The 21,129-nt window shown below is 67.9% G+C and carries 18 protein-coding genes and 1 pseudogene; 9 read left to right on the plus strand and 10 right to left on the minus strand.

The genetic code is table 11. The annotated features are described in order from the left end of the window. The first annotated feature begins 33 nt into the window (after positions 1-33). Positions 34-801 (plus strand): enoyl-CoA hydratase, encoded by a 768-nt coding sequence (locus tag J7024_RS20880; protein WP_124828990.1) that lies wholly within the window; start codon positions 34-36, stop codon positions 799-801. Between the two features lie 51 nt (positions 802-852). On the opposite strand, the gene fdhD is transcribed toward J7024_RS20880, so the two are convergent. After that, on the minus strand, positions 853-1,689 hold the full coding sequence (gene fdhD, locus J7024_RS20885; RefSeq protein WP_175751306.1) for a formate dehydrogenase accessory sulfurtransferase FdhD: 837 nt from the start codon (positions 1,687-1,689) through the stop codon (positions 853-855). A 168-nt stretch (positions 1,690-1,857) separates the two neighbouring features. Here fdhD and J7024_RS20890 point away from each other — a divergent pair, with 168 nt between their 5' ends. After that, positions 1,858-2,340, plus strand: coding sequence for a nitrate reductase associated protein (locus tag J7024_RS20890; RefSeq protein WP_096507099.1), 483 nt, complete (start codon positions 1,858-1,860; stop codon positions 2,338-2,340). A gap of 31 nt (positions 2,341-2,371) precedes the next feature. Here J7024_RS20890 and J7024_RS20895 read toward each other — a convergent pair whose 3' ends face one another. Next, on the minus strand, positions 2,372-2,767 hold the full coding sequence (locus J7024_RS20895; protein ID WP_124828988.1) for an acyl-CoA thioesterase: 396 nt from the start codon (positions 2,765-2,767) through the stop codon (positions 2,372-2,374). A 173-nt stretch (positions 2,768-2,940) separates the two neighbouring features. Between J7024_RS20895 and J7024_RS20900 the strand changes: the two genes are divergently transcribed. Continuing rightward, positions 2,941-4,812, plus strand: a complete 1,872-nt coding sequence (locus J7024_RS20900) for an ABCB family ABC transporter ATP-binding protein/permease (protein WP_124828986.1) — start codon at positions 2,941-2,943, stop codon at positions 4,810-4,812. Between the two features lie 225 nt (positions 4,813-5,037). Here the strand turns inward: J7024_RS20900 and murU are convergent, their stop codons facing one another. Both murU and J7024_RS20910 read right to left on the minus strand, forming a co-directional pair. Continuing rightward, positions 5,038-5,760, minus strand: coding sequence for an N-acetylmuramate alpha-1-phosphate uridylyltransferase MurU (murU, locus tag J7024_RS20905; protein WP_175770487.1), 723 nt, complete (start codon positions 5,758-5,760; stop codon positions 5,038-5,040). A 32-nt stretch (positions 5,761-5,792) separates the two neighbouring features. Beyond that, complete coding sequence (locus J7024_RS20910) at positions 5,793-6,842, minus strand: aminoglycoside phosphotransferase family protein (protein WP_234745426.1); 1,050 nt, start codon at positions 6,840-6,842, stop codon at positions 5,793-5,795. 223 nt (positions 6,843-7,065) lie between these two features. Here J7024_RS20910 and J7024_RS20915 point away from each other — a divergent pair, with 223 nt between their 5' ends. From J7024_RS20915 to rsmA, 4 genes are read left to right on the plus strand one after another with little or no spacing between them, the layout of a single operon-like run. Next, positions 7,066-9,426 (plus strand): LPS-assembly protein LptD, encoded by a 2,361-nt coding sequence (locus J7024_RS20915; protein WP_124828980.1) that lies wholly within the window; start codon positions 7,066-7,068, stop codon positions 9,424-9,426. Between the two features lie 51 nt (positions 9,427-9,477). After that, positions 9,478-10,836 carry a peptidylprolyl isomerase gene (locus J7024_RS20920; protein WP_124828978.1) on the plus strand — a complete coding sequence of 453 codons (1,359 nt, stop codon included), beginning with the start codon at positions 9,478-9,480 and terminating at the stop codon, positions 10,834-10,836. A gap of 11 nt (positions 10,837-10,847) precedes the next feature. Then, on the plus strand, positions 10,848-11,837 hold the full coding sequence (pdxA, locus tag J7024_RS20925) for a 4-hydroxythreonine-4-phosphate dehydrogenase PdxA (protein WP_124828976.1): 990 nt from the start codon (positions 10,848-10,850) through the stop codon (positions 11,835-11,837). A 56-nt stretch (positions 11,838-11,893) separates the two neighbouring features. Further along, a complete protein-coding gene (gene rsmA / locus J7024_RS20930) occupies positions 11,894-12,724 on the plus strand; it encodes a 16S rRNA (adenine(1518)-N(6)/adenine(1519)-N(6))-dimethyltransferase RsmA (RefSeq protein WP_124828974.1) in 831 nt (276 codons plus the stop codon). Positions 12,725-12,825: 101 nt separating this feature from the next. Here the strand turns inward: rsmA and J7024_RS20935 are convergent, their stop codons facing one another. Next, a complete protein-coding gene (locus J7024_RS20935; RefSeq protein WP_234745427.1) occupies positions 12,826-13,767 on the minus strand; it encodes a DMT family transporter in 942 nt (313 codons plus the stop codon). A 347-nt stretch (positions 13,768-14,114) separates the two neighbouring features. On the opposite strand from J7024_RS20935, the gene gloA reads away from it, so the two are divergent. Beyond that, positions 14,115-14,504: a lactoylglutathione lyase gene (gene gloA, locus J7024_RS20940; RefSeq protein ID WP_124828970.1), complete on the plus strand. Its 390-nt coding sequence runs from the start codon at positions 14,115-14,117 to the stop codon at positions 14,502-14,504. Positions 14,505-14,611: 107 nt separating this feature from the next. Here the strand turns inward: gloA and J7024_RS20945 are convergent, their stop codons facing one another. From J7024_RS20945 to glyQ, 5 genes are read right to left on the minus strand one after another with little or no spacing between them, the layout of a single operon-like run. Beyond that, on the minus strand, positions 14,612-15,526 hold the full coding sequence (locus J7024_RS20945; protein WP_124828968.1) for a M48 family metallopeptidase: 915 nt from the start codon (positions 15,524-15,526) through the stop codon (positions 14,612-14,614). 46 nt (positions 15,527-15,572) lie between these two features. Continuing rightward, a complete protein-coding gene (locus J7024_RS20950) occupies positions 15,573-16,337 on the minus strand; it encodes a lysophospholipid acyltransferase family protein (protein WP_124828967.1) in 765 nt (254 codons plus the stop codon). A 43-nt stretch (positions 16,338-16,380) separates the two neighbouring features. Then, positions 16,381-16,944: a D-glycero-beta-D-manno-heptose 1,7-bisphosphate 7-phosphatase gene (gene gmhB / locus J7024_RS20955; RefSeq protein ID WP_124828965.1), complete on the minus strand. Its 564-nt coding sequence runs from the start codon at positions 16,942-16,944 to the stop codon at positions 16,381-16,383. A gap of 10 nt (positions 16,945-16,954) precedes the next feature. Continuing rightward, positions 16,955-19,054, minus strand: a complete 2,100-nt coding sequence (gene glyS, locus J7024_RS20960; RefSeq protein WP_124828964.1) for a glycine--tRNA ligase subunit beta — start codon at positions 19,052-19,054, stop codon at positions 16,955-16,957. Between the two features lie 22 nt (positions 19,055-19,076). After that, on the minus strand, positions 19,077-20,081 hold the full coding sequence (gene glyQ / locus J7024_RS20965) for a glycine--tRNA ligase subunit alpha (protein ID WP_080681364.1): 1,005 nt from the start codon (positions 20,079-20,081) through the stop codon (positions 19,077-19,079). A gap of 336 nt (positions 20,082-20,417) precedes the next feature. On the opposite strand from glyQ, the pseudogene J7024_RS20970 reads away from it, so the two are divergent. Next, positions 20,418-21,129: pseudogene (locus J7024_RS20970) on the plus strand (hypothetical protein); the annotation flags it as partial.

The raw sequence follows: 21,129 nt of genomic DNA on the forward strand, positions 1-21,129 counted from the left end.
CATTCCGGAAGAGGACAGACCAAGGAGACGGTTGTGGCCGAAATTCAAGTGGAACGCGCCAACGGCGTGATGACGATCACGATCGCGCGTGCGGCGAAGAAGAACGCGCTGACGGCGGCGATGTATCAGACGATGGCCGATGCGCTTGCCGACGCGCAGGAAGACAAGGCAATCCGCGCGATCCTGCTGCGCGGCAGCGACGGCAACTTCAGCGCGGGGAACGATCTCGAGGATTTCCTGAAAACGCCGCCGAAGGACGAGAACGCGTCGGTGTTCCAGTTTCTCGCGCGCATCAGCAGCGCCAGCAAGCCGGTCGTCGCCGCGGTGCCGGGCATCGCGATCGGCGTCGGCGTGACGATGCTGCTGCACTGCGACCTCGTCTACGCGGCCGACACCGCGACGTTCTCGCTGCCGTTCGCGCAGCTCGGGCTATGCCCGGAAGCGGCGTCGAGCGTGTTGCTGCCGCGTCTGGCCGGCCACCAGGTCGCCGCTGAAAAGCTGCTGCTTGGCGAAGCGTTCGATGCGCTGGAAGCGCACCGGATCGGCATCGTCAATCGTGTGCTGCCGGCGGCCGAACTCGATGCATTCGCGGCGAAGCAGGCTGCGAAGCTCGCTGCGCTGCCGGCGTCGTCGCTGCGCGTGACGAAGGCGCTGCTGAAGGATACGGGCGGCGTGGCGGTTGCCGCGCGGATGACCGAGGAAGCCGGCCACTTCGCCGCGATGCTCCGTGCACCGGAAGCGCGCGAGGCGATGACGGCGTTCTTCGAGAAGCGCAAGCCGGATTTCCGTCAGTTCGACTGATACGGCGGGCCGCGCCGGCGATGCGTGGCCGGCGCGCCCGGACGGCCGAGGTCAGGCCGTCCCGTAATCGACGTGGCCGGTTTCCCGGCAGAAGCTGACCAGCCGCAACCCCGCCGCCTTCGCAATGCCGATCGCGAGCGACGACGGCGCGGAGATCGTCGCGACCATCGGGATGCCGACCCGTGCCGACTTGCGCACGAGCTCGTAGCTCGCGCGGCTCGACAGGAACACGAAGCCGTCGGTCGTGTCGGCGCGCGACAGCACGAGCGAGCCGATCAGCTTGTCCAGCGCGTTGTGGCGGCCGACATCCTCGAACGCCATCCGGATCGCGCCTGTTGCGTCGCACCACGCGGCCGCATGCAGGCCGCCGGTGAGCCGCGTGAGCGCCTGGTGCGCGGGCAGCGCGCGGGCCGCGCACGCGAGCGCGTCGGGCGCGAGGCGGGCGAGAAAGCCGGTGTCGGGCACGCGTTCTGGCGCGAGGTCGAGCAGATCGATGCTCTCGATGCCGCACACGCCACAGCCGGTGCGCCCCGCGAGCGCGCGACGCCGGTCCTTCAGCGCGGCGAACGCCTGCTGGACGACCTCCAGATGCACCTCCGCGTGCGGCAGCGGCGCGTCGGCGTGCAGGATCACCTCGATGTCCTTGATGTCGCTGCCACGCGCGACGATCCCTTCCGATATCGCGAAGCCAACCGCGAATGCTTCGAGGTCGAGCGGCGTGCACATCATCACAGCATGCGAGATGCCGTTGAAGACGAGCGCGACCGGCCATTCCTGGCCGACATAGTCGTGCGCGGTTTCGACTGCGCCGCCGCGCGTGCGGCGCACGGACAGCTCGATCGCGCCGCGCGGCTCGTCTCGCGGTGCATCTCGCGGTTGGTCGCGCAGTGGGGCGCGCAGTGGGGCGCGCAGTGGGTCGAATTGGGTCGGATTCACGAGCACTCCCGTTGGTTCGAAGCACGTGCGGCGACGATCGCATTCGCCGCTCGCGCGCAGAGGTTCTAAAATACCTCAGGCAGGCCGGCCACGCCGGCATCCGCCACTCAGGTAACGACCATGGGACTCAGCGACGCTCCGCTGCTATTCAACTTCGAACACGATTCGTCGGAAAACCTGACGTACATTCCGATGATCGTGCGTTTCAATCTCGACCGCTTCGGTCTGCGGATTTCACTGGAGCAGTGGCAACTGCTGCCGCTCGAGGACCGCAAGCTGCTCGCGCGCTTTCCGGCCGACGACGACACCGCGATCGAGCCGAACTTCGATCACGCGTTGTTCGAGATGCTGCGCACGCATGCCGACCTCGAGCCGTCGTGGTTCCAGCCGGACGATCAGCCGGCCTGGCGCGGCACCGACACGGTGCCGGATGCGCTGGTGCAGCAGAGCGCGCTGGCCGGGCTGCCGGCGCCTGCCCTTGCGCAGTGGCAGCGGCTCGCGCCGTTCCAGCGCTACGTGCTGATGAAGCTGTCGCGCAAGCCGAAGCTCAATCACGACTTCCTGCCCGCAATGCGGGAGTTCGGGCTGACGGCCACGCACTGACGGGCCGCGGTGCTGCAGCGCGGCGCGCGCATTACAGCGGCGGCAGCGACCGCGGCTTGCGGTCGGCGCCGGTCGCGACGTAGGTGAGCGTCGCTTCGGTGACCTTCACGATTTCGCCCATCAGGCGCATGCGTTGCGCGTACACCTCGACGTCGACCGTCACCGACGTGTTGCCGGTGCGCGTGATGGTGGCGTAGAAGCTCAGCAGGTCGCCGACGAACACTGGCTGCTTGAAGACGAACGAATTGACCGCGACCGTCGCGACGCGGCCGTTCGCGCGCTGGCTCGCGGGGATCGAGCCGGCGATGTCGACCTGCGACATGATCCAGCCGCCGAACACGTCGCCGTGGACGTTGGCGTCGTGCGGTTGCGGGACGACGCGCAGCGCGGGCTGCTTTTGCGGGAGCTCGAGGGTCGAATCGGTCATGGCGGGTGCTTTCATCCTGTAATAAATGCGCCGCCGCGCGCACGACAGCCGGCGAGGCCGCCGGCAGCGGCGCGAAGCGGCTTCTGCGACAATACAACGTTCGCAAATTGTACGAGAAAGCGCGCCAGTCGGCCGTTGCCGCACGCGCCCGACCCATCGCCGATCCTTCCCCCATGCGCCGATTTCCTGCTTCCGGCGAGCCCGCGCCGGCTCCGACCGGGCCTCGCAACGACTGGCAGACCATCCGGTCGTTGCTGCCGTATCTCGCCACTTACAAACTGCGCGTGGCGCTCGCGCTCAGCTGCCTGATCGGCGCGAAGGTCGCGAACCTCGGCGTGCCCGTCGTGATGAAGCGCATCGTCGATCATCTGTCCGCCGTGCAGCAGCTCACCGCGCTCGGCCGCGCCGAACACTCGGCCGGCATCGTGCTCGCGGGCGGCGTGGGCCTGCTCGTCGTCGCATATGCGCTCGTGCGGCTGTCGACGTCGCTGTTCACCGAGTTGCGCGAAATCCTGTTCTCGAAGGTCACCGAGAGCGCGGTGCGCCAGCTCGCGCTGCAGGTGTTCCGGCATCTGCACGGGTTGTCGCTGCGCTTTCACCTCGAGCGCCAGACCGGCGGCATGTCGCGCGACATCGAGCGCGGCACGCGCGGGATCCAGCAACTGATTTCCTATTCGCTGTACAGCATCCTGCCGACGCTCGTCGAGGTCGGGCTCGTGCTCGGCTTCTTCGTGGTCAAGTACGAGGCGTACTACGCGTACGTGACGCTCGCGGCGCTCGTCACGTACATCGTGTTCACCGTGAAGGTCACGAACTGGCGCACGCACTTTCGCCGCACGATGAACGAGCTCGATTCGCGTGCGAATTCGCGCGCGATCGATTCGCTGATCAACTACGAGACGGTAAAGTACTTCGGCAACGAAGAGTGGGAAGCGCAGCGCTACGACGAGAACCTGAAGCGCTACCGCAAGGCCGCGATCCGCTCGCAGAACTCGCTGTCGGTGCTGAACTTCGGCCAGCAGGCGATCATCGGCACGGGGCTCGTGTTCATCCTGTGGCGTGCGACGCAGGGCGTGCTGGCGGGCAAGCTGACGCTGGGCGACCTCGTGCTGATCAACACGTTCATGCTGCAGCTGTACATTCCGCTGAATTTCCTCGGCGTCGTGTATCGCGAACTGAAGCAGAGCCTCACCGACATGGACCGGATGTTCGGGCTGCTGTCGGCCGCGAAGGAGGTCGCGGATCTTCCCGACGCGCGGCCGCTCGCGGTGGCCGGCGCGCAGGTGCGCTTCGAGCACGTGAACTTCTCGTATGAAGCGTCGCGCGCGATCCTGCACGACGTGACGTTCACGATCGACGCGGGCACGACGACCGCGGTGGTCGGCCACAGCGGCTCGGGGAAGTCGACGCTGTCGCGGCTGCTGTTCCGCTTCTACGATCTCGACCGCCAGACGGGCGGCGCGATCAGGATCGACGGCCAGGACATTCGCGACGTCACGCAGGACTCGCTGCGCGCGTCGATCGGGATCGTGCCGCAGGACACCGTGCTGTTCAACGACTCGATCTACTACAACATCGCATACGGCCGGCCGACCGCGAGCCGCGACGAAGTGATCGCGGCCGCGCGCGCCGCGCACATCCACGACTTCATCGAAAGTTTGCCGAAGGGCTATGACACGCCGGTCGGCGAGCGCGGACTGAAGCTGTCGGGCGGCGAGAAGCAGCGCGTCGCGATCGCGCGCACGCTGCTGAAGGATCCGCCCGTGCTGCTGTTCGACGAGGCGACGTCGGCGCTCGATTCGCGCTCGGAGCGCGCGATCCAGCACGAGCTCGACCAGATCGCGCGGCATCGCACGACGCTCGTGATCGCGCACCGGCTGTCGACCGTCGTGCATGCGCAGCAGATTCTCGTGATGGACCACGGACGCATCGTCGAGCGCGGCACGCACGACGAACTCGTGCGCGCCGACGGGCTGTACGCGCAGATGTGGGCGCTGCAGCAGCAGCGCGCGGCGGCGGGCGGGGAGGCGGCCGAGGCCGCGTGAGCGTGGGTGCCGCGCGACGCGGTGCGTGGCGGGAGCGGGTGGTTGACCGTCCGTCCGTTCGGTAGCGGGCGGTGTCACGACGTCACGGCCCGGCGGCCCGGCGGAGCGTTCGCGGCGTGTGAACCCGGCTCGGCGGGGGCTTCAGCGGCCTGTCAGGCCCTCGGCCGCCGCGCCGGCGAACCGGCGAACCGGCGAACCGGCGGCCGCCGTTCGGCCACGAAACGATCAGCCCGCGGCGGCGCGCAGCCGCGCGTCGAGCTCGCCGAGCTGCGCGGGCGTACCGACGTTCTCCCAGATACCTTCATACAATTCGCCGGTCGCATGGCCGGCCTCGATCGTCGCCTTGAAGTAGGGCGACAGCGCGCGGTGCGTGCCGGGCACGATGTCGCGGAACATCCGCGTGTCGTACACGCCGATGCTGCCGAACGTCACGCGCGGCGTGCCGGCGAGCGACAGCCGGCCGTCGTCGCGGAGCACGAAATCGCCGGCTGGATGGAACGGCGGGTTCGGCACCATCACGAGATGCATCGCGGGCGCGTCGAGCGCGGCCATCTGCGCGGCGCGCGCGGCGAGCGTCCGGTAGTCGAATGTGCAGTACACGTCGCCGGCAACCGCCGCGAATACCGTCGGCCGGCCGTCGCGTTCGAGCAGCGGCAGCGCCTGCGCGATGCCGCCGGCAGTCTCCAGCGCGTCGCCTTCGGCCGAATACGCGAGCCGCACGCCCCAGCGCGAACCGTCGCCGAGCGTGGCCTCGAGCTGGTCGCCGAGCCATGCGTGGTTGATCACGATCGTCTCGATGCCCGCGCGTGCGAGCGCTTCGATCTGCCAGACGATCAGCGGCTTGCCGCCCGCTTCGAGCAGCGGCTTCGGGCGGGTGTCGGTGAGCGGGCGCATCCGTTCGCCGCGCCCGGCGGCGAAGATCATCGCCGTGGTCAGGGTAGTGCTCATGTTCGGCCGGGTGTCAGGGCGGTAGATGGCGGTCAGAACGTATAGCCGACGTCGGGCGCCGCCTTGTCCTCGAGCGCGTCGAGCAGCTTCGCGAACGGCACGAGCGGGCGGTAGCGCAGCGCGACCTTGCGCGCATAGGTCAGAAAGCGCGGCAGGTCGTTCAGATAGTGCGGCTTGCCGTCGCGATAGTTGATGCGCGCGAACAGGCCGAGGATCTTGATGTGGCGCTGCAGCCCCATCCATTCGAGCTGGCGGTAGAACTCGCCGAAATCCGGGTCGACCGGCAGGCCGGCCTTTTTCGCCTTCTCCCAGTAGTACGCGAAGCAGTCGAGCTCGAACTCCTCGTCCCAGCTGATGAACGCGTCGCGCAGCAGCGACACGACGTCGTACGTCAGCGGCCCGTAGACGGCGTCCTGGAAGTCGAGCACGCCCGGGTTCGGCTCGCAGACCATCAGGTTGCGCGGCATGAAGTCGCGCAGCATGAAGCCCTGCGGCTGCGCATGGGCGCTCGCGACCAGCAGCGCGAAGGTGCGCTCGAGCGTGTCGCGCATCACGTCGGTCACGGGCTTGCCGAGGTGGCGGCCGACGAACCACTCGGGCAGCAGCTCCATCTCGCGGCGCAGGAACGCTTCGTCGAACGGCGGCAGCACGTCGGGCTTCGAGCTCAGCTGGAAGCGGATCAGCGCGTCGAACGCGTCGCGCATCAGCGGGCGGGCGGCGACCGGGTCGGCCGGATCGAGCACCGAGATGTACGAGGTGCGGCCGAGATCGGTCACGAGCATGAAACCAGCGTCGAAATCGTATGCCAGCACGTCCGGCACGTGGTTGCCGGCCGCGGCCAGCAACTGTGCGACCTGGACGAACTCGCGGCACTTCTCGGGCGGCGGCGCGTCGACTGCGATCAGCGCACCGCCAGGGCTCGTGGCAGACGCGACACGGAAATAGCGGCGGAAACTGGCGTCCGACGAGGCGGGCGCGAGCGTCGACAGGTCGAGGGCGTAGCGCTCGGCGAGCGGGTGCAGCCACGCGATGAGCGCTTCGAGGCGGGCGTCGGGCTGGGATGCGGCGGATGGGGGCGTCATGAAACTCGGCGGAGGGGGGAACGTCTTGCCATATAATACCCCACGACTTTTTTGACGCGCCCCGCGTCAGCTTCCGCCGTGCAGGCCCGCCGCCTGTCGCGCCGCTTGCCCGATCGCCTTCCCCGTTTGCGCTCCGCCGCAGTCGCGGTTCGACGGTGCGGCCCGCCGTGCGCGAACATGCTATGCAGGTACGGTTGACAAGGGGCGATTCGCCAAACGATAGATGCCGCCCAAACCGCTATTCCCGAATGTCTTCCCCGGTGACGGGGCGCCGCGCAAACGGCGGCTCGCGCTCGCGCTCCTGGCCGTGCCAGGCCTCGTGCCGGCCGTGTCGTACGCGCAGCTGTCGGGCGCGGCCGCGCAGCCGCAGCCGCTCGATTCGCCGTGGGATCTGCGTCTCGCGCCCCAGCTCGAGGATCATCCGCTGAAGGACGGCGCGAAGCCGGCCGCCTTCGTGATCGCCGACCATGCGAGCGGTACGGCCGAGCAGGACCTGGCCGCGAAGGGTTCGGCCGAGCTGCGCCGCGGCGATGCGGTCGTGAAGGCCGATGCGATCCACTACGATCAGGATACCGACATGGCCGACGCGTACGGCCAGGTCCGGGTGATCAACAACGGCACGTCGTTCGCGGGCCCCGAGGCGCATCTGAAGATCGAGGCGAACCAGGGCTTCATGACGGCGCCGAAGTACCACTTCAACATGACGGGCGGATCGGGCAGCGCGGAGCGCGTCGACCTGCTCGACAGCGAGCGCTCGGTGTTCGTCAATGGCACTTACACCGCGTGCCAGTGCTCGACGAACCCCGCGTGGTACATCAAGGGCAGCCGTTTCGACTTCGATACGGGCGCCGACGAAGGCACCGTGCGCAACAGCGTGCTGTTCTTCCAGGGCGTGCCGATTTTCGCGAGCCCGTGGATGACGTTCCCGTTGTCGGGCGAGCGGCGCAGCGGCCTGCTGCCGCCGACGTTCTCGATGAACTCGAACAACGGGTTCGAGCTGACGCTGCCGTACTACTTCAACATCGCACCGAACCGCGACCTGACGCTCACCCCGCGCATCATCTCGCGGCGCGGCGTGCTGACCGAGGCGACGTTCCGTTATCTGTCGCCGACTTATTCCGGCACGTTTACGGCGAATTACCTGCCGGACGACCGGCTCGCGCACCGCAACCGCTACGCGATCTACTGGCAGCACCAGCAGAACTTCGGCGGCGGTTTCGGCGGCTACGTCTATTTCAACAAGGTCTCGGACAACACGTATCCCGAAGACCTTGGGTCGATGAACCAGTTCATCAACGGGACGCAGACGCTGTACCAGCAGGAAGCCGGCCTCACGTACAACAAGGGCCCGTGGTCGGTGCTCGCGCGCTACCAGCACTGGCAGACGCTGCCGCCGTCGATCGCGCCGTACAGCCGCGAGCCGCAGCTGAACGTGAAGTACGCGAAGTACAACGTCGGCGGCTTCGACTACGGCGCGGAAGCCGACTATTCGCGGTTCCGCATCACGACCGCCGATTCGACCGAAGGCGACCGCGTCGTCTTCAACCCGTACCTCGCGTACGGCGTGTACGGCCCCGGCTACTTCGTCGTGCCGAAGGTCCAGTACCACTTCGCGTCGTACGACCTGAACTACCTGTCGTCGGGCACGCCGAACAGCCCGAAGCGCTTCACCGAGTCGATCCCGACCGTGAGCTTCGACTCGGGCCTGATCTTCGACCGCTCGGTGCGACTGTTCGGCCAGGACTTCATCCAGACCCTCGAGCCGCGCCTGTACTATGTGTACACGCCGTATCGCGACCAGTCGAACGCGCCGCTGTTCGACACCGCGGAATCGGACTTCGGGCTCGCGGAGATCTACCAGCCGAACACGTTCGTCGGCAACGACCGGATCGCGGACGCGAACCGGATCACGGCCGGCCTGACGTCGCGCTTCATCGATCCGCGCACCGGCGACGAACGCGCGCGCTTCGTGATCGCGCAGCAGTACTACTTCGCCGACCAGCGCGTCACGCTGAACTCGGGCCAGACCGCGGCGCAGGCGCGCCACTCCGACCTGATCGTCGGCGCCGCGCTGAAGCTCGGCTCGGGCTTCATGTCCGAGACGGCGTTCCAGTACAACCAGAACAACAACCAGCTCGTGAAATCGAGCGTCGGTTTCGGTTACAGCCCGGGCGAGCGCCGCGTGATCAACGTCGGCTATCGCTACACACGCGCGAACACGACGCTCGACGGCCAGCCGATCAACCAGTTCCTGGTGTCGGCGCAGTGGCCGCTTACGCGCCGGCTGTACGCGATCGGCCGTTTCAACTACGACCTGGCCGGAGATCGCGTGGTCGACGGTCTGCTCGGCTTACAATACGACGCGGATTGCTGGGCGCTCGGGGTCGGGGTCCAGCGGTTCGCGAACGGCGTGAATACGTCGGGGCAGCAGAACTCGTCGACGCGTTTCATGATGCAGCTGACGCTCAAGGGCCTGTCGACGGTCGACAACGGCCTCGTCTCGGCATTCCGCGCCGGGGTGCCGGGCTACACGCCGCTGCCGTCCGCACCGCCGCCGATGTCCCGCTTCAGCAACTACGAGTAACGCCGGCTTGTCTGCACCGGTCAGCACGATTTCAATGGAGTATCAGTGGCAATGAAGAAAACCCTTCGTTTCGCGGCAGTCGTGTCCAGCCTCGCCGCGTCCGCCGCGCTGCTCGCCGCTGCGCCGGCCGCGGCGCAGGCACTCGGTTCGCAAGGCGCGCAGCTCGCCGACGAAGTCGTCGCGGTCGTCAACAACGACGTGATCACGGGCCGCGAACTCGACCAGCGCGTCGGCCTGATTTCGCGCCGGCTGCAACAGCAGAACGCGCCCGTGCCGCCGGCCGACCAGCTGCGCGCGCAGGTGCTGAACCAGATGGTGCTCGAGCGCATCCAGGTGCAGAAGGCGAAGGACGACGGGATTCGCGTCGACGACGCCACCGTGCAGGCCACGCTGCAGCGCCTCGCGCAGGCGAACGGGATGACGCTCGACCAGTATCGTGCGCGCATCGAGGGGCAAGGCGTGCCCTGGAGCATCTTCACGAACGACGCCCGTACCGAACTGATGCTGTCGAAGCTGCGCGAGCGCGAAGTCGACGGCAAGATCACCGTGTCGGACGCCGAAGTCGCGAACTACATCGCGAGCCAGCGCGGGCCGAGCGCATCGCAGCAGCAGGACCTGCGCCTGGAGCACATCTTCATCAAGGCGCCGACCAACGCACCGCAGCCGGAGATCGAAGCCGCGCAGAAGAAGGCTGAGGCGTTGCTGCAGCAGGCGACGTCGGGCGCCAATTTCGAGAAGCTCGCGAAGAACAACTCGGAAGCGGACGACGCGAAGAAGGGCGGCGACCTTGGCTTCAAGGCGCCGGGCGCGCTGCCGCCGGACGTCGTCGCAGCCGCATCGAAGCTGCGCCCGGGCCAGGTCAACCCGACGCTGATCCGCGTGCCGGACGGCTTCGAGGTCGTGCGTCTGGTCGATCGCCGCGAGAGCCAGGGCACCTCGGCCGCGGCACCGAAGATCGTGCAGACGCACGTGCGCCACATCCTGCTGCGCGTGGGTGAAGGCAAGTCGGAAGGCCAGGCGCGCCAGCAACTGCTCGACATCCGCAAGCAGATCGAGGCCGGCGGCGATTTCGAGAAGTTCGCGCGCACCTACTCGCAGGACGGTTCGGCGTCGCAAGGCGGCGATCTGGGCTGGATCAGCCCGGGCGAGACCGTGCCTGAATTCGAGCGTGCGATGAACAACCTGCAGGATGGCCAGATCAGCCAGCCGGTGCGTACCGAGTACGGCTATCACCTGATCCAGGTGATCGGCCGCCGCGATGCGGAAGGCTCGGTGCAGCAGCAGATGGATATCGCACGCCAGGCCATCGGCCAGCGCAAGGCCGAGCAGGCGTATGCCGACTGGCTGCGCGAGCTGCGCGACTCGTCGTACGTTCAGTACAAGATCAGCGGCATGGGCCAGGCGAACTGAGCGGGCGCCAGATGACGACACCCGCGCTGCAGATCGCGATCACGACCGGTGAACCCGCGGGTGTCGGTCCGGAGTTGACCGTGCAGGCATTGCAGGACGCCGCGCGGCGCTGGCCGGATGCACATTTCACCGTGCTCGGCGACGCCGCGCTGCTCGATGCGCGCGCGGCGGCCGTCGGCGCCGACCGGGCGGTGCTCGCCGGCGCCAGCCAGGTGTCGGTCGCGCATCACGCGCTCGCCGCGCCCGCGCAGGCGGGCACGCTCGACGCGGCCAACGGCCGCTACGTGCTCGGGCTGCTCGACGCGGCGATCGACGGGGCGGTGGCGGGGCGGTACGACGCGATCGTCACCGCGCCGCTGCAGAAGAGCACGATCAACGATGCCGGCGTGCCGTTTACCGGCCACACCGAATATCTTGCGGAGCGCACGCACACGCCGCGCGTCGTGATGATGCTGGCGGGCACCGGCGAGCGGCCGCTGCGCGTCGCGCTCGCGACGACCCACCTGCCGCTGAAGGACGTATCGGCCGCGCTGACGATCGACGGTCTCGTCGAGACGCTCGCGATCATCGATCACGATCTGCGGCGCGACTTCGGTCTCGCCGCGCCGCGCATCCTCGTGACGGGGCTGAACCCGCACGCGGGCGAGAACGGTTATCTCGGGCGCGAGGAGATCGACGTGATCTCGCCGGCGCTCGCGCGCGCGAAGGCGCAGGGCATCGACGCGCGCGGCCCGTATCCGGCCGACACGCTGTTCCAGCCGCGCTACCTCGCGGATGCCGATTGCGTGCTCGCGATGTTCCACGATCAGGGCTTGCCCGTGCTGAAGTACGCGACGTTCGGCGAGGGCATCAATGTCACGCTCGGGCTGCCGATCATCCGCACGTCGGTCGATCACGGCACCGCGCTGGATCTGGCCGGCACGGGCCGCGCGGATCCGGGCAGCATGGTCGCCGCGCTCGACACGGCCGTCACGATGGCGCGCCATCGCCGCGCGTCCTGACGCGCCGGCCTTCGCGGCCTGACTTTATTCGTCGTATTTTTCGTTTTTCTCAGTCGATGTCGAACAGCAGACAGCATCAAGGCCACTTCGCGCGCAAGCGCTTCGGGCAGAACTTCCTCGTCGATCACGGCGTGATCGACTCGATCGTCTCGACGATCGGCCCCGCGCGCGGCCAGCGGATGGTCGAGATCGGCCCCGGGCTCGGCGCGCTGACGGGCCCGCTGATCGAGCGTCTCGCGACGCCCGAGTCGCCGCTGCACGCGGTCGAACTCGACCGCGACCTGATCGGCCGGCTGCAGCAGCGCTTCGGCGCGTTGCTGGAGCTGCATGCGGGCGATGCGCTCGCATTCGATTTCCGCTCGCTCGCGGCGCCCGGCGACGCGCCGTCGCTGCGTATCGTCGGCAACCTGCCGTACAACATTTCGAGCCCGCTGCTGTTTCACCTGATGACGTTCGCGGACGCGGTCATCGACCAGCATTTCATGCTGCAGAACGAAGTCGTCGAACGGATGGTCGCAGAGCCGGGCACGAAGGCGTTCTCGCGGCTGTCGGTGATGCTGCAGTACCGCTACGTGATGGAGAAGATGCTCGACGTGCCGCCGGAATCGTTCCAGCCGCCGCCGAAGGTCGATTCGGCGATCGTCCGGATGATTCCGTACGAGCCGCACGAACTGCCGGACGTCGATCCCGTGCTGCTCGGAGAAGTCGTCACGGCCGCGTTCTCGCAGCGCCGCAAGATGCTGCGCAATACGCTCGGCGACTATCGCGAGACGATCGATTTCGATGCGCTCGGCTTCGATCTCGCACGACGTGCGGAGGATGTCAGCGTGGCCGAATACGTCGGCGTCGCGCAGGCGCTTGCGGCGGTGCGCAAGTCCGCAGACTGATCGCAGCGCGCGCCGCGTCGAGGTTCACGAGGCTGCCCTGCCGGGCGGCCTTTTTATTGCCCGGCCGTTTCGGCGGGCGGTGCCGCGCCGCCGTGCTCGCGTCACGCCCGCCGGCGCGGCGGCGCGTTGACGAGCGCGATGCCGGTCAGCACCAGCGCGGCCGCGGACATGAAGCGCCAGCCGACCGACTCGCCGAGCAGCAGCACGCCGAACGCGACGCCGAACAGCGGCGACAGGAACGTGAACACCGACAGCCGCGATGCACTGTAGCGCGTGAGCAGCCAGAACCACGACAGATAGCTGACGAACGCGACGATCACCGACTGATAAGCGAGGCTCGCGAGCGCAAGCGGTGTGACGCGTGCGAACGACGTCTCGCCGAGCACGGCCGCGAGCCCGACCAGCACGACGGCCGACACCGCGAGCTGGTAGAACAGCGTCTTGCTCGCGCTCGCGCTCGTGCGCGCGAGCGACGTCGAGCGCACGACGACGGTCGTCGCGGCCCACATCGCGCCGCCGAGGATCCCGAGCGCGTCGCCGGCGATCCCGGCCAGCACCGACGCGCCGGGCGCGCCCGGTTTCAGGAAGCCGTCCGCGAACGCGAGCGCGATGCCGGCGAAGGCGAGCGCGACACCCGCCCACTGCGTGCGCTGCAACCGCTCGCCCGGCGCGAACAGGTGCAGGCCGAGCGCCGTGAAGCACGGTGCCGTGTACAGGAAGATCGCCATGTGCGATGCGCTCGTCAGCGTCAGGCCGAAGAACACGCAGATGAACTCGCCGGCGAACAGTGCGCCGGCCGCGATACCCGCGCCGAGCGTGCCGTCCGCGCGAAACAGCGGCGTGCCGCGCGAGCGGGCCCAGCCCCACAGCAGCAGCGCGGCGATCACCGAGCGCAGCCCGGCCTGGAACATCGGCGGGATGGCCGCATTCGTGCTCTTGATCGCGACCTGCTGGAAGCCCCAGATCGCGCAGAGCAGCAGCATGACGCCGACGGCGCGGGTATCGAGCGCGCGGCGCACGGGCGAAGCGGCGAGCGCGCTCATCGACGGGCCTCGGCGCAATGGCGGGAAGACGGCAGCAGCGGGCGGACGGCGCGGACGGCGCGCTCGAATCGGCGGTTTCGCACGGCGGGCAGTGTGGGTGAGTGAATAGGGTGAGTCGCGTTTCCGCGGCGGGCGGCATGCCCGCTTTTGGTGCGAGGTGGGACGATGTTACCCGATCGGCCGCGACGACGGAGCGCGTCGCGCCTGATGGTTTCCACGGGCGTGCGGGCGGCGGTGCCGCGCGCCGATGCGCGATATCGGCCGGTGGCGCACGGGCACGCGCGGCGAGATTCATGCGACTCCGGTAGAATTTCCGGTTCTGGAAAGGCCCCACAGGAGTACAACACATGCGTTTGCTGCATACGATGCTGCGAGTCGGCGATCTCGACCGCTCGATCAAGTTCTACACCGAATTGCTCGGCATGAAGCTGCTGCGCCGCGAGGATTATCCGGACGGCAAGTTCACGCTTGCGTTCGTCGGCTATGAAGCGGAAAGCACGGGCACCGTGATCGAGCTGACCCACAACTGGGATACGCCGTCGTACGATCTCGGCAACGGTTTCGGCCACCTGGCGCTGGAAGTCGACGACGCGTACGCGGCCTGCGACAAGATCAAGGCGCAAGGCGGCAAGGTCACGCGCGAAGCGGGCCCGATGAAGCACGGCACGACCGTGATCGCATTCGTCGAGGATCCTGACGGTTACAAGATCGAGTTCATCCAGAAGAAGGCGCACTGAGCGCCGGACGAGCGGTTCGCGCCGCGTTACGCGTCGCGGGCAACGAAAACGGGCGATGCGGCGTGATCCGCATCGCCCGTTTGGCGTTTACGTCGCGACCGACGGCGTTACAACGACGGCAACAGCTCGGGCGGATGATGCTTGAGCGTGTGCCGCGCTTCGCGGAATTCCGGAAAGATCGATTCGACGGTCTGCCAGAAGGCCGGACTGTGGTTCATTTCGCGCAGGTGCGACAGTTCGTGCGCGACGACGTAGTCGATGATCGACATCGGGAAATGGATCAGCCGCCAGTTCAGCCGGATCTTGCCGTCGCTCGAGCAGCTGCCCCAGCGCGTCGCCGCCGACGACAGCGCGACCATCGAATACGTGACGCCGAGTTTTTCCGCATAGACGACGAGGCGTTCGCCGAAGATCCGCTTCGCCTCGTTCTGCAGCCAGCCCTGCACGCGATCCTTGATCTGCTGCATGTCCGCCTGCACGGGCAGCGGCAGCGACAGCCGCAGTGTCTCGGTGTCGAACGCGAGGGCGCCCGCGCCGAGCGCGATCGTCACCGTCTTGCCGAGATACGGAAGCTGCGCGCCGTCGCGCCAGTCGATTTGCGGTAGCGCGCGCTGCTCGGTGCGGGTCTTCCATTCCGCGAGCTTCGCGAAGATCCAGCGCTGCTTCTCGGCAATCGCCGCTTCGATGTCGGCGAGCGTGACCCAGCGCGGCGCGGTGATCGACAGCCCGCTGCCGTCGATCGTGAAGCCGATCGTGCGGCGCGCCGAGCGCTTCAGCCTGTATTCGAGCACGCGGCTGTCGAGCGCGAACGTGCGGATGCGGGAGCGATCGGGGGCGCGGCCCGGGTCGAGCGGGACGGAGGGCGCAGCGGTCGCCGGCGTGGCTTCAGGCTGCGTGGGCGTCGACGTGGGCGGGGCGGCGGGTGCCGACGGTGCGGCAGCCGGCCCGTCGAAGAGCGGCAGATCCATCTGGCGATGATCGAGAGCCACGACGGCAGGCCGTGGCCGCGGACGCTTTTTCATCAATTCGCTTCGTTTCGTCGTACGCAACGGCGGCAATCCGGGAGATTCAGATGCGCGCGGCATCGCGCGTACCCGCATTGCCCGGCTCGCGATAGGCGTCCGGATCGATGCGGCGCATTTCCGCTTCGATCCACGCTTCGACCTGCGAGTTCAATACGTCGGGCGTTTTGCCTTCGACCGGAATCGGCTTGCCGATCGACACGGTGACCACGCCCGGGAATTTCGTGAACGAATTGCGCGGCCACACACGGCCTGCATTGTGCGCGATCGGCACGACCGGCGCGCCGGTTTCGATCGCGAAGCGCGCGCCGCCCGTCTTGTACTTGCCCTGCTTGCCGACCGGCGTGCGTGTGCCTTCCGGGAACATGATCATCCATGCGCCTTCCGACAGGCGCTTCTTGCCCTGGCGGATCACCGACACGAAGGCATTCTTGCCTTCCTTGCGGTTGATGTTGACCATGTGCAGCAGCCCGAGCGCCCAGCCGAAGAACGGCACGTACAGCAGCTCGCGCTTGAACACGTAGCAGAGCGGCTTGGGCATCAGCGCCGGAAACGCGAGCGTCTCCCACGCGGACTGATGCTTCGACAGCAGCACGGCCGGGCCGTCGGGCAGGTTTTCCATCCCTTCGATCCGGTAGTGGATGCCGTTCAGCCAGCGCACGACCCACAGCGTCGACTTGCACCAGCCGGCCGCCATCCAGTAGCGCGCGTCGGGGCGCATGAACGGAAACGCGATGAAGCACGCGGTGGCGTACGGCACCGTGTACACGATGAAGTAGATCAGCAGCAGCAGGGAGCGGATGAAGCGCATCGGCGTGGGTCTGACAGTAAGGAGGATGCGCGCGGCGCCCGCATCACTCGTGTTCGTGTGAAAGGAAATCCAGGGCGAACGCGCGCAGGTCGTCGTGGACCTTCGTGCCGTCGGGCAGGTTGCCCGCTGCGAGCGTCTTCTTGCCTTTGCCGGTCAGCACGAGGTACGGCTGGAAGCCGACCGCGACGCCGGCCTGCAGGTCGCGCAGCGAGTCGCCGACGACCGGCGTGTGAGCGGGATCGATCTCGAAGCGCTCGGCGATCATCTGCATCATGCCGGGCTTCGGCTTGCGGCAGTCGCAGTGATCCTCGGCCGTGTGCGGGCAGAAGAACACCGCGTCGATGCGCGCGCCGACCGCGGCCGCCGCGCGATGCATCTTCAGGTGCATCTCGTTGAGCGCGGCCATGTCGAACAGCCCGCGACCGATGCCGGACTGGTTGGTCGCGACGACCACGCGATAGCCTGCGTGGTTGAGCCGTGCGATCGCCTCGAGGCTGCCGGGCAGCGCGATCCACTCGTCGGGCGTCTTGATGAACGCATCCGAATCGACGTTGATCACGCCGTCCCGGTCGAGGACGACGAGCTTGCGGTTGGGGCTGGTCGGCATCGTTCGGCCTTTATGCGGCGAGCTTCGAGATGTCGGCGACGCAGTTCATCTGCTGGTGCAGTGCGAACAGCAGTGCGAGACGGTTCGCGCGCAGCGCGGGATCCTCGGCGTTGACCATCACATCGTTGAAGAACGTGTCGACCGGTGCGCGCAGCGCGGCGAGCGCGGACAGTGCGCCGGTGTACTCACGTGCTTCGAGCTGCGATTGCACGTGCGGCGTCACGGCCGTGAGCTGTTCATGCAGCGCCTTTTCGGCCGCCTCGACGAGCAGCGCCGGCTGTACCGCGCCGTTCGCGCCGCCTTCCGACTTCTTCAGGATGTTCGAGATCCGCTTGTTCGCGGCTGCGAGCGCTTCCGCTTCCGCGAGGCGCGTGAATTCGCGTACGGCGTCGAGACGTGCGACGAGATCGTCGACGCGGGTCGGGTTCAGGCTCAGCACCGCGTCGACTTCACCGGCCGTGTAGCCGCGTTCGCGCAGCAGGCCGCGCAGGCGATCCATGAAGAACGCGAAGATCGCATCGGTCGATTCCGCGACCCCCGGCACGCCTTCGAAGCGCGCGTGGGCCGTGCGCAGCAGCGACACGAGATCGAGCGGCAGTTGCTTCTCGAGCAGCAGGCGCAGCACGCCGAGCGCGTGACGGCGCAGCGCGAACGGATCCTTCTCGCCGGTCGGCGCGAGGCCGATGCCCCAGATGCCGACGATCGTCTCGAGCTTGTCGGCGAGCGCGACGGCGGTCGACACCGGCGTGGTCGGCAGCGCGTCGCCGGAGAAGCGCGGCTGGTAGTGCTCGGCGCATGCCAGCGCGACGTCGTCGGGTTCGCCGTCGTGACGCGCGTAGTACGTGCCCATCGTGCCCTGCAGTTCCGGGAACTCGCCGACCATGTCGGTCAGCAGGTCGGCCTTCGCGAGGCGCGCGGCGCGCTTTGCGTGTGCGGCATCGGCGCCGATCGCGGGCGCGATTTCACCGGCCAGCGCTTCGAGGCGCTCGACGCGCGCGAGCGCCGAACCGAGCTTGTTGTGATAGACGACGTTCGCGAGCAGCGGCACGCGCTCGGCGAGCGGCTTCTTCTTGTCCTGCTCGAAGAAGAACTTCGCGTCGGCGAGGCGCGGGCGCACGACGCGCTCGTTGCCTTCGATGATCTCGCCCGGCGTCTTCGTCTCGATGTTCGACACGATCAGGAAGCGCGAGCGCAGCTTGCCGCCGACGTCGGTCAGCGCGAAGTACTTCTGGTTCGTCTGCATCGTGAGGATCAGGCATTCCTGCGGAACCTGCAGGAATTCGTCCTCGAAGCGGCACGGGTAGACGACCGGCCATTCGACCAGCGACGTCACTTCGTCGAGCAGCGATTCGGGCATCACGACGGTGTCGCCGTTCGCGTGCTCGTTCAACTGCGTGCGGATCGTTTCGCGGCGATCGGCGAAGTGCGCGATCACGCGGCCCTTGTCGCGCAGCGTGTCGGCATACGTGTGCGCATGCTGGATCGCGACGAGGCCGTCGGACAGGAAGCGGTGGCCGAGCGTGGTGTCGCCGGCATCGATGCCGAACGCGGTGACCGGCACGATGCGATCGTCGTGCAGCACCGTCAGGCGATGCACCGGGCGCACGAACTTCACGTCGGAGCCGTCCGGGCGCTGATAGGTCATGAACTTCGGGATCGGCAGCTTCGCGAGCGCTTCGTCGAGTGCGGCCTGCAGCCCGTCGGCGAGCGTCGCGCCGGCCGCCGAATAGTTGACGAAGAACGCTTCGGCCTTGCCGTCCTGCGCGCGCTCGAGATCGGCGATCGTCAGGTTCGGGTGGCCGAGCGCCGCGAGCTTCTTCGCGAGCGGGGCGGTCGGCTTGCCTTCGGCGTCGAGCGCGACCGACACGGGCAGGACCTTTTCGCGGACCTGCTTTTCAGGCGCGACGGCGCGCACGTTCTGTACGACGACCGCAAGGCGGCGCGGCGTGGCGTAACGCTCGAATACGAGTTCGCCTTCGATGAGGTCGCGCGCGGCGAGGCGTTGTGCGACACCTTCGGCGAATGCGTCGCCGAGGCGCGCGAGGGCCTTCGGCGGCAGCTCTTCGGTCAGCAGTTCGACGAGCAGGGGGGCGGGATGATTGTGCGTCATGTCTGGAATAAATCTCGTCTCGTCAGTCCTGATCGATCTTGCGTTCGACCTTGAGCGGCGGCGCCCATGCCGGTTGCGCGGCGTCCTGGGCATCGGTGGTGAGGCCCGGCACGCCCGGCGGGTTGCCGAGCATCGGGAAGCCGAGCTTCTCGCGCGAGTCGTAGTAAGCCTGTGCGACGAGACGCGACAGCGCGCGGATGCGGCCGATGTACGCCGCACGTTCCGTCACCGAGATCGCGCCGCGCGCGTCGAGCAGGTTGAACGTGTGGCCGGCCTTCAGCACGAGTTCGTACGCGGGCAGCGCGAGCTGCGCGTCGATCATCTTCTTCGCTTCCGCTTCGTAGCTGTTGAAGAACGTGAACAGCAGGTCGACGTTCGCGTGCTCGAAGTTGTAGGTCGACTGCTCGACCTCGTTCTGGTGGTAGACGTCGCCGTACGACAGGCGGCGCAGCTCGGGGCCGTTCGGGCCTTGCTCTTCCCACTCGGTCCAGACCAGGTCGTACACGTTCTCGACCTTCTGCAGATACATCGCGAGGCGCTCGAGGCCGTACGTGATCTCGCCGAGCACCGGCTTGCATTCGAGGCCGCCGACTTCCTGGAAATACGTGAACTGCGTGACTTCCATCCCGTTCAGCCACACTTCCCAGCCGAGGCCCCATGCGCCGAGCGTCGGGTTTTCCCAGTCGTCCTCGACGAAGCGCACGTCGTTCTGCTTCAGGTCGAAACCGAGTGCCGCGAGCGAGCCGAGGTACAGGTCGAGGATGTTTTCCGGTGCCGGCTTGAGCACGACCTGGTACTGGTAGTAGTGCTGCAGGCGGTTCGGGTTCTCGCCGTAGCGGCCGTCCTTCGGGCGGCGCGACGGTTGCACGTAGGCGGCGCGCCACGGCTCGGGGCCGACCGCGCGCAGGAACGTGTGGACGTGCGATGTGCCCGCGCCGACTTCCATGTCGATGGGCTGGAGCAGGGCGCAACCCTGCTTGTCCCAGTAGGACTGCAGCGTCAGGATGATTTGCTGAAACGTAAGCATGAAGAGCCTTCGTGGCGCTGGCGCTCCGTTGCGGGCGGCGCTCCGGGCGGGGCCCGGAGGGTCGGCTCGCGCGGCGGCGCGGCTTTGTTAGTGTGCTGAAACGTGCAATTTTACCGGATCGGCGACCGGATGCGGCCGGAACGCGGACGAAGGGGGCGTCGACGGTGGTCTCGCCGCCTCCGTGCGGGTTGCCGGCACGCCCGGTGCGGCCTGGGGCGCTGCGTCGCGACGGCGTTCGCGATGCGCTTGCGGCAGCGGTTCCCGCGGGCGTTAAGATGCGCATATCGCGGTGCGCGCGACCGTTGTCGCGCGACCGATTGCCGATTCCCGGAGCGCATGGACGACTCGAACGACCTCCTCATTCCGCTGTTGCCGCCGCTGCTCGCGCTGCTCGGCCGGGCCGCCGACGCGCATGCGCGCGGCGAGCGCGCCGCGCACGATCTGTGGCTGAGCGCCGCCGGTCATCTGCACGCGACCGACATGACCGCGCTCGCGCGACTGACCTCGACGCTGGTCGCGCGGCAGCGCAAGGCCGACGCGCTCGCGCTGGCCGAATGCGCGGCGCGCCTTCACCCGGGCGCGGGCGCCGGCTTCAATCATGGCTACGCGCTGCAGATGCTCGACCGTCACGCCGACGCCGTCGCGCCGTACCGCGCGGCGTTCGCGCTCGACCCCGGCTGGCCGTCGCTGCGCAACAACCTCGCGGTCGCGCTGCGCTTGTCGGGCGGCGATCGCCGCGAGGAAATCGCGCTGCTCGCCGCGGCCGTGGAGGCCGATTCTCGCGATGTGCAGGCGTGGATCAACCTCGTCGTCGCGCGGCTCGCGATGCAGGATCTCGACGGGGCGCTCACGTGCGCCGCGCGGCTCGCGGAGATCGCTCCCGACAACGCGCTTGCGCTGAACAACATCGCGATGACGATGAAGGAGGCGCAGCGCTGGGACGACGCCGAGCGCTACGCGACGCGCGCGTGCGAGCTGGCGCCCGACGACGCGGCGTTCCGTTTCAACCTCGCGATCATCCAGCTCGTGCGCGGCAACTACGCGCACG

The sequence above is a fragment of the Burkholderia sp. WTPI3 genome, assembly GCF_021483755.1.
GTDB lineage: Bacteria > Pseudomonadota > Gammaproteobacteria > Burkholderiales > Burkholderiaceae > Burkholderia.

Bases quoted from the DNA above. Each gene is read 5' to 3' on its own strand.
- J7024_RS20890 (WP_096507099.1), top strand. From the start codon at position 1,858: ATGGGACTCAGCGACGCTCCGCTGCTATTCAACTTCGAACACGATTCG.
- J7024_RS20895 (WP_124828988.1), bottom strand. From the start codon at position 2,767: ATGACCGATTCGACCCTCGAGCTCCCGCAAAAGCAGCCCGCGCTGCGC.
- J7024_RS20900 (WP_124828986.1), top strand. From the start codon at position 2,941: ATGCGCCGATTTCCTGCTTCCGGCGAGCCCGCGCCGGCTCCGACCGGG.
- murU (WP_175770487.1), bottom strand. From the start codon at position 5,760: ATGAGCACTACCCTGACCACGGCGATGATCTTCGCCGCCGGGCGCGGC.
- J7024_RS20910 (WP_234745426.1), bottom strand. From the start codon at position 6,842: ATGACGCCCCCATCCGCCGCATCCCAGCCCGACGCCCGCCTCGAAGCG.
- J7024_RS20915 (WP_124828980.1), top strand. From the start codon at position 7,066: ATGCCGCCCAAACCGCTATTCCCGAATGTCTTCCCCGGTGACGGGGCG.
- J7024_RS20920 (WP_124828978.1), top strand. From the start codon at position 9,478: ATGAAGAAAACCCTTCGTTTCGCGGCAGTCGTGTCCAGCCTCGCCGCG.
- pdxA (WP_124828976.1), top strand. From the start codon at position 10,848: ATGACGACACCCGCGCTGCAGATCGCGATCACGACCGGTGAACCCGCG.
- rsmA (WP_124828974.1), top strand. From the start codon at position 11,894: ATGTCGAACAGCAGACAGCATCAAGGCCACTTCGCGCGCAAGCGCTTC.
- J7024_RS20935 (WP_234745427.1), bottom strand. From the start codon at position 13,767: ATGAGCGCGCTCGCCGCTTCGCCCGTGCGCCGCGCGCTCGATACCCGC.
- gloA (WP_124828970.1), top strand. From the start codon at position 14,115: ATGCGTTTGCTGCATACGATGCTGCGAGTCGGCGATCTCGACCGCTCG.
- J7024_RS20945 (WP_124828968.1), bottom strand. From the start codon at position 15,526: ATGAAAAAGCGTCCGCGGCCACGGCCTGCCGTCGTGGCTCTCGATCAT.
- J7024_RS20950 (WP_124828967.1), bottom strand. From the start codon at position 16,337: ATGCGCTTCATCCGCTCCCTGCTGCTGCTGATCTACTTCATCGTGTAC.
- gmhB (WP_124828965.1), bottom strand. From the start codon at position 16,944: ATGCCGACCAGCCCCAACCGCAAGCTCGTCGTCCTCGACCGGGACGGC.
- glyS (WP_124828964.1), bottom strand. From the start codon at position 19,054: ATGACGCACAATCATCCCGCCCCCCTGCTCGTCGAACTGCTGACCGAA.
- glyQ (WP_080681364.1), bottom strand. From the start codon at position 20,081: ATGCTTACGTTTCAGCAAATCATCCTGACGCTGCAGTCCTACTGGGAC.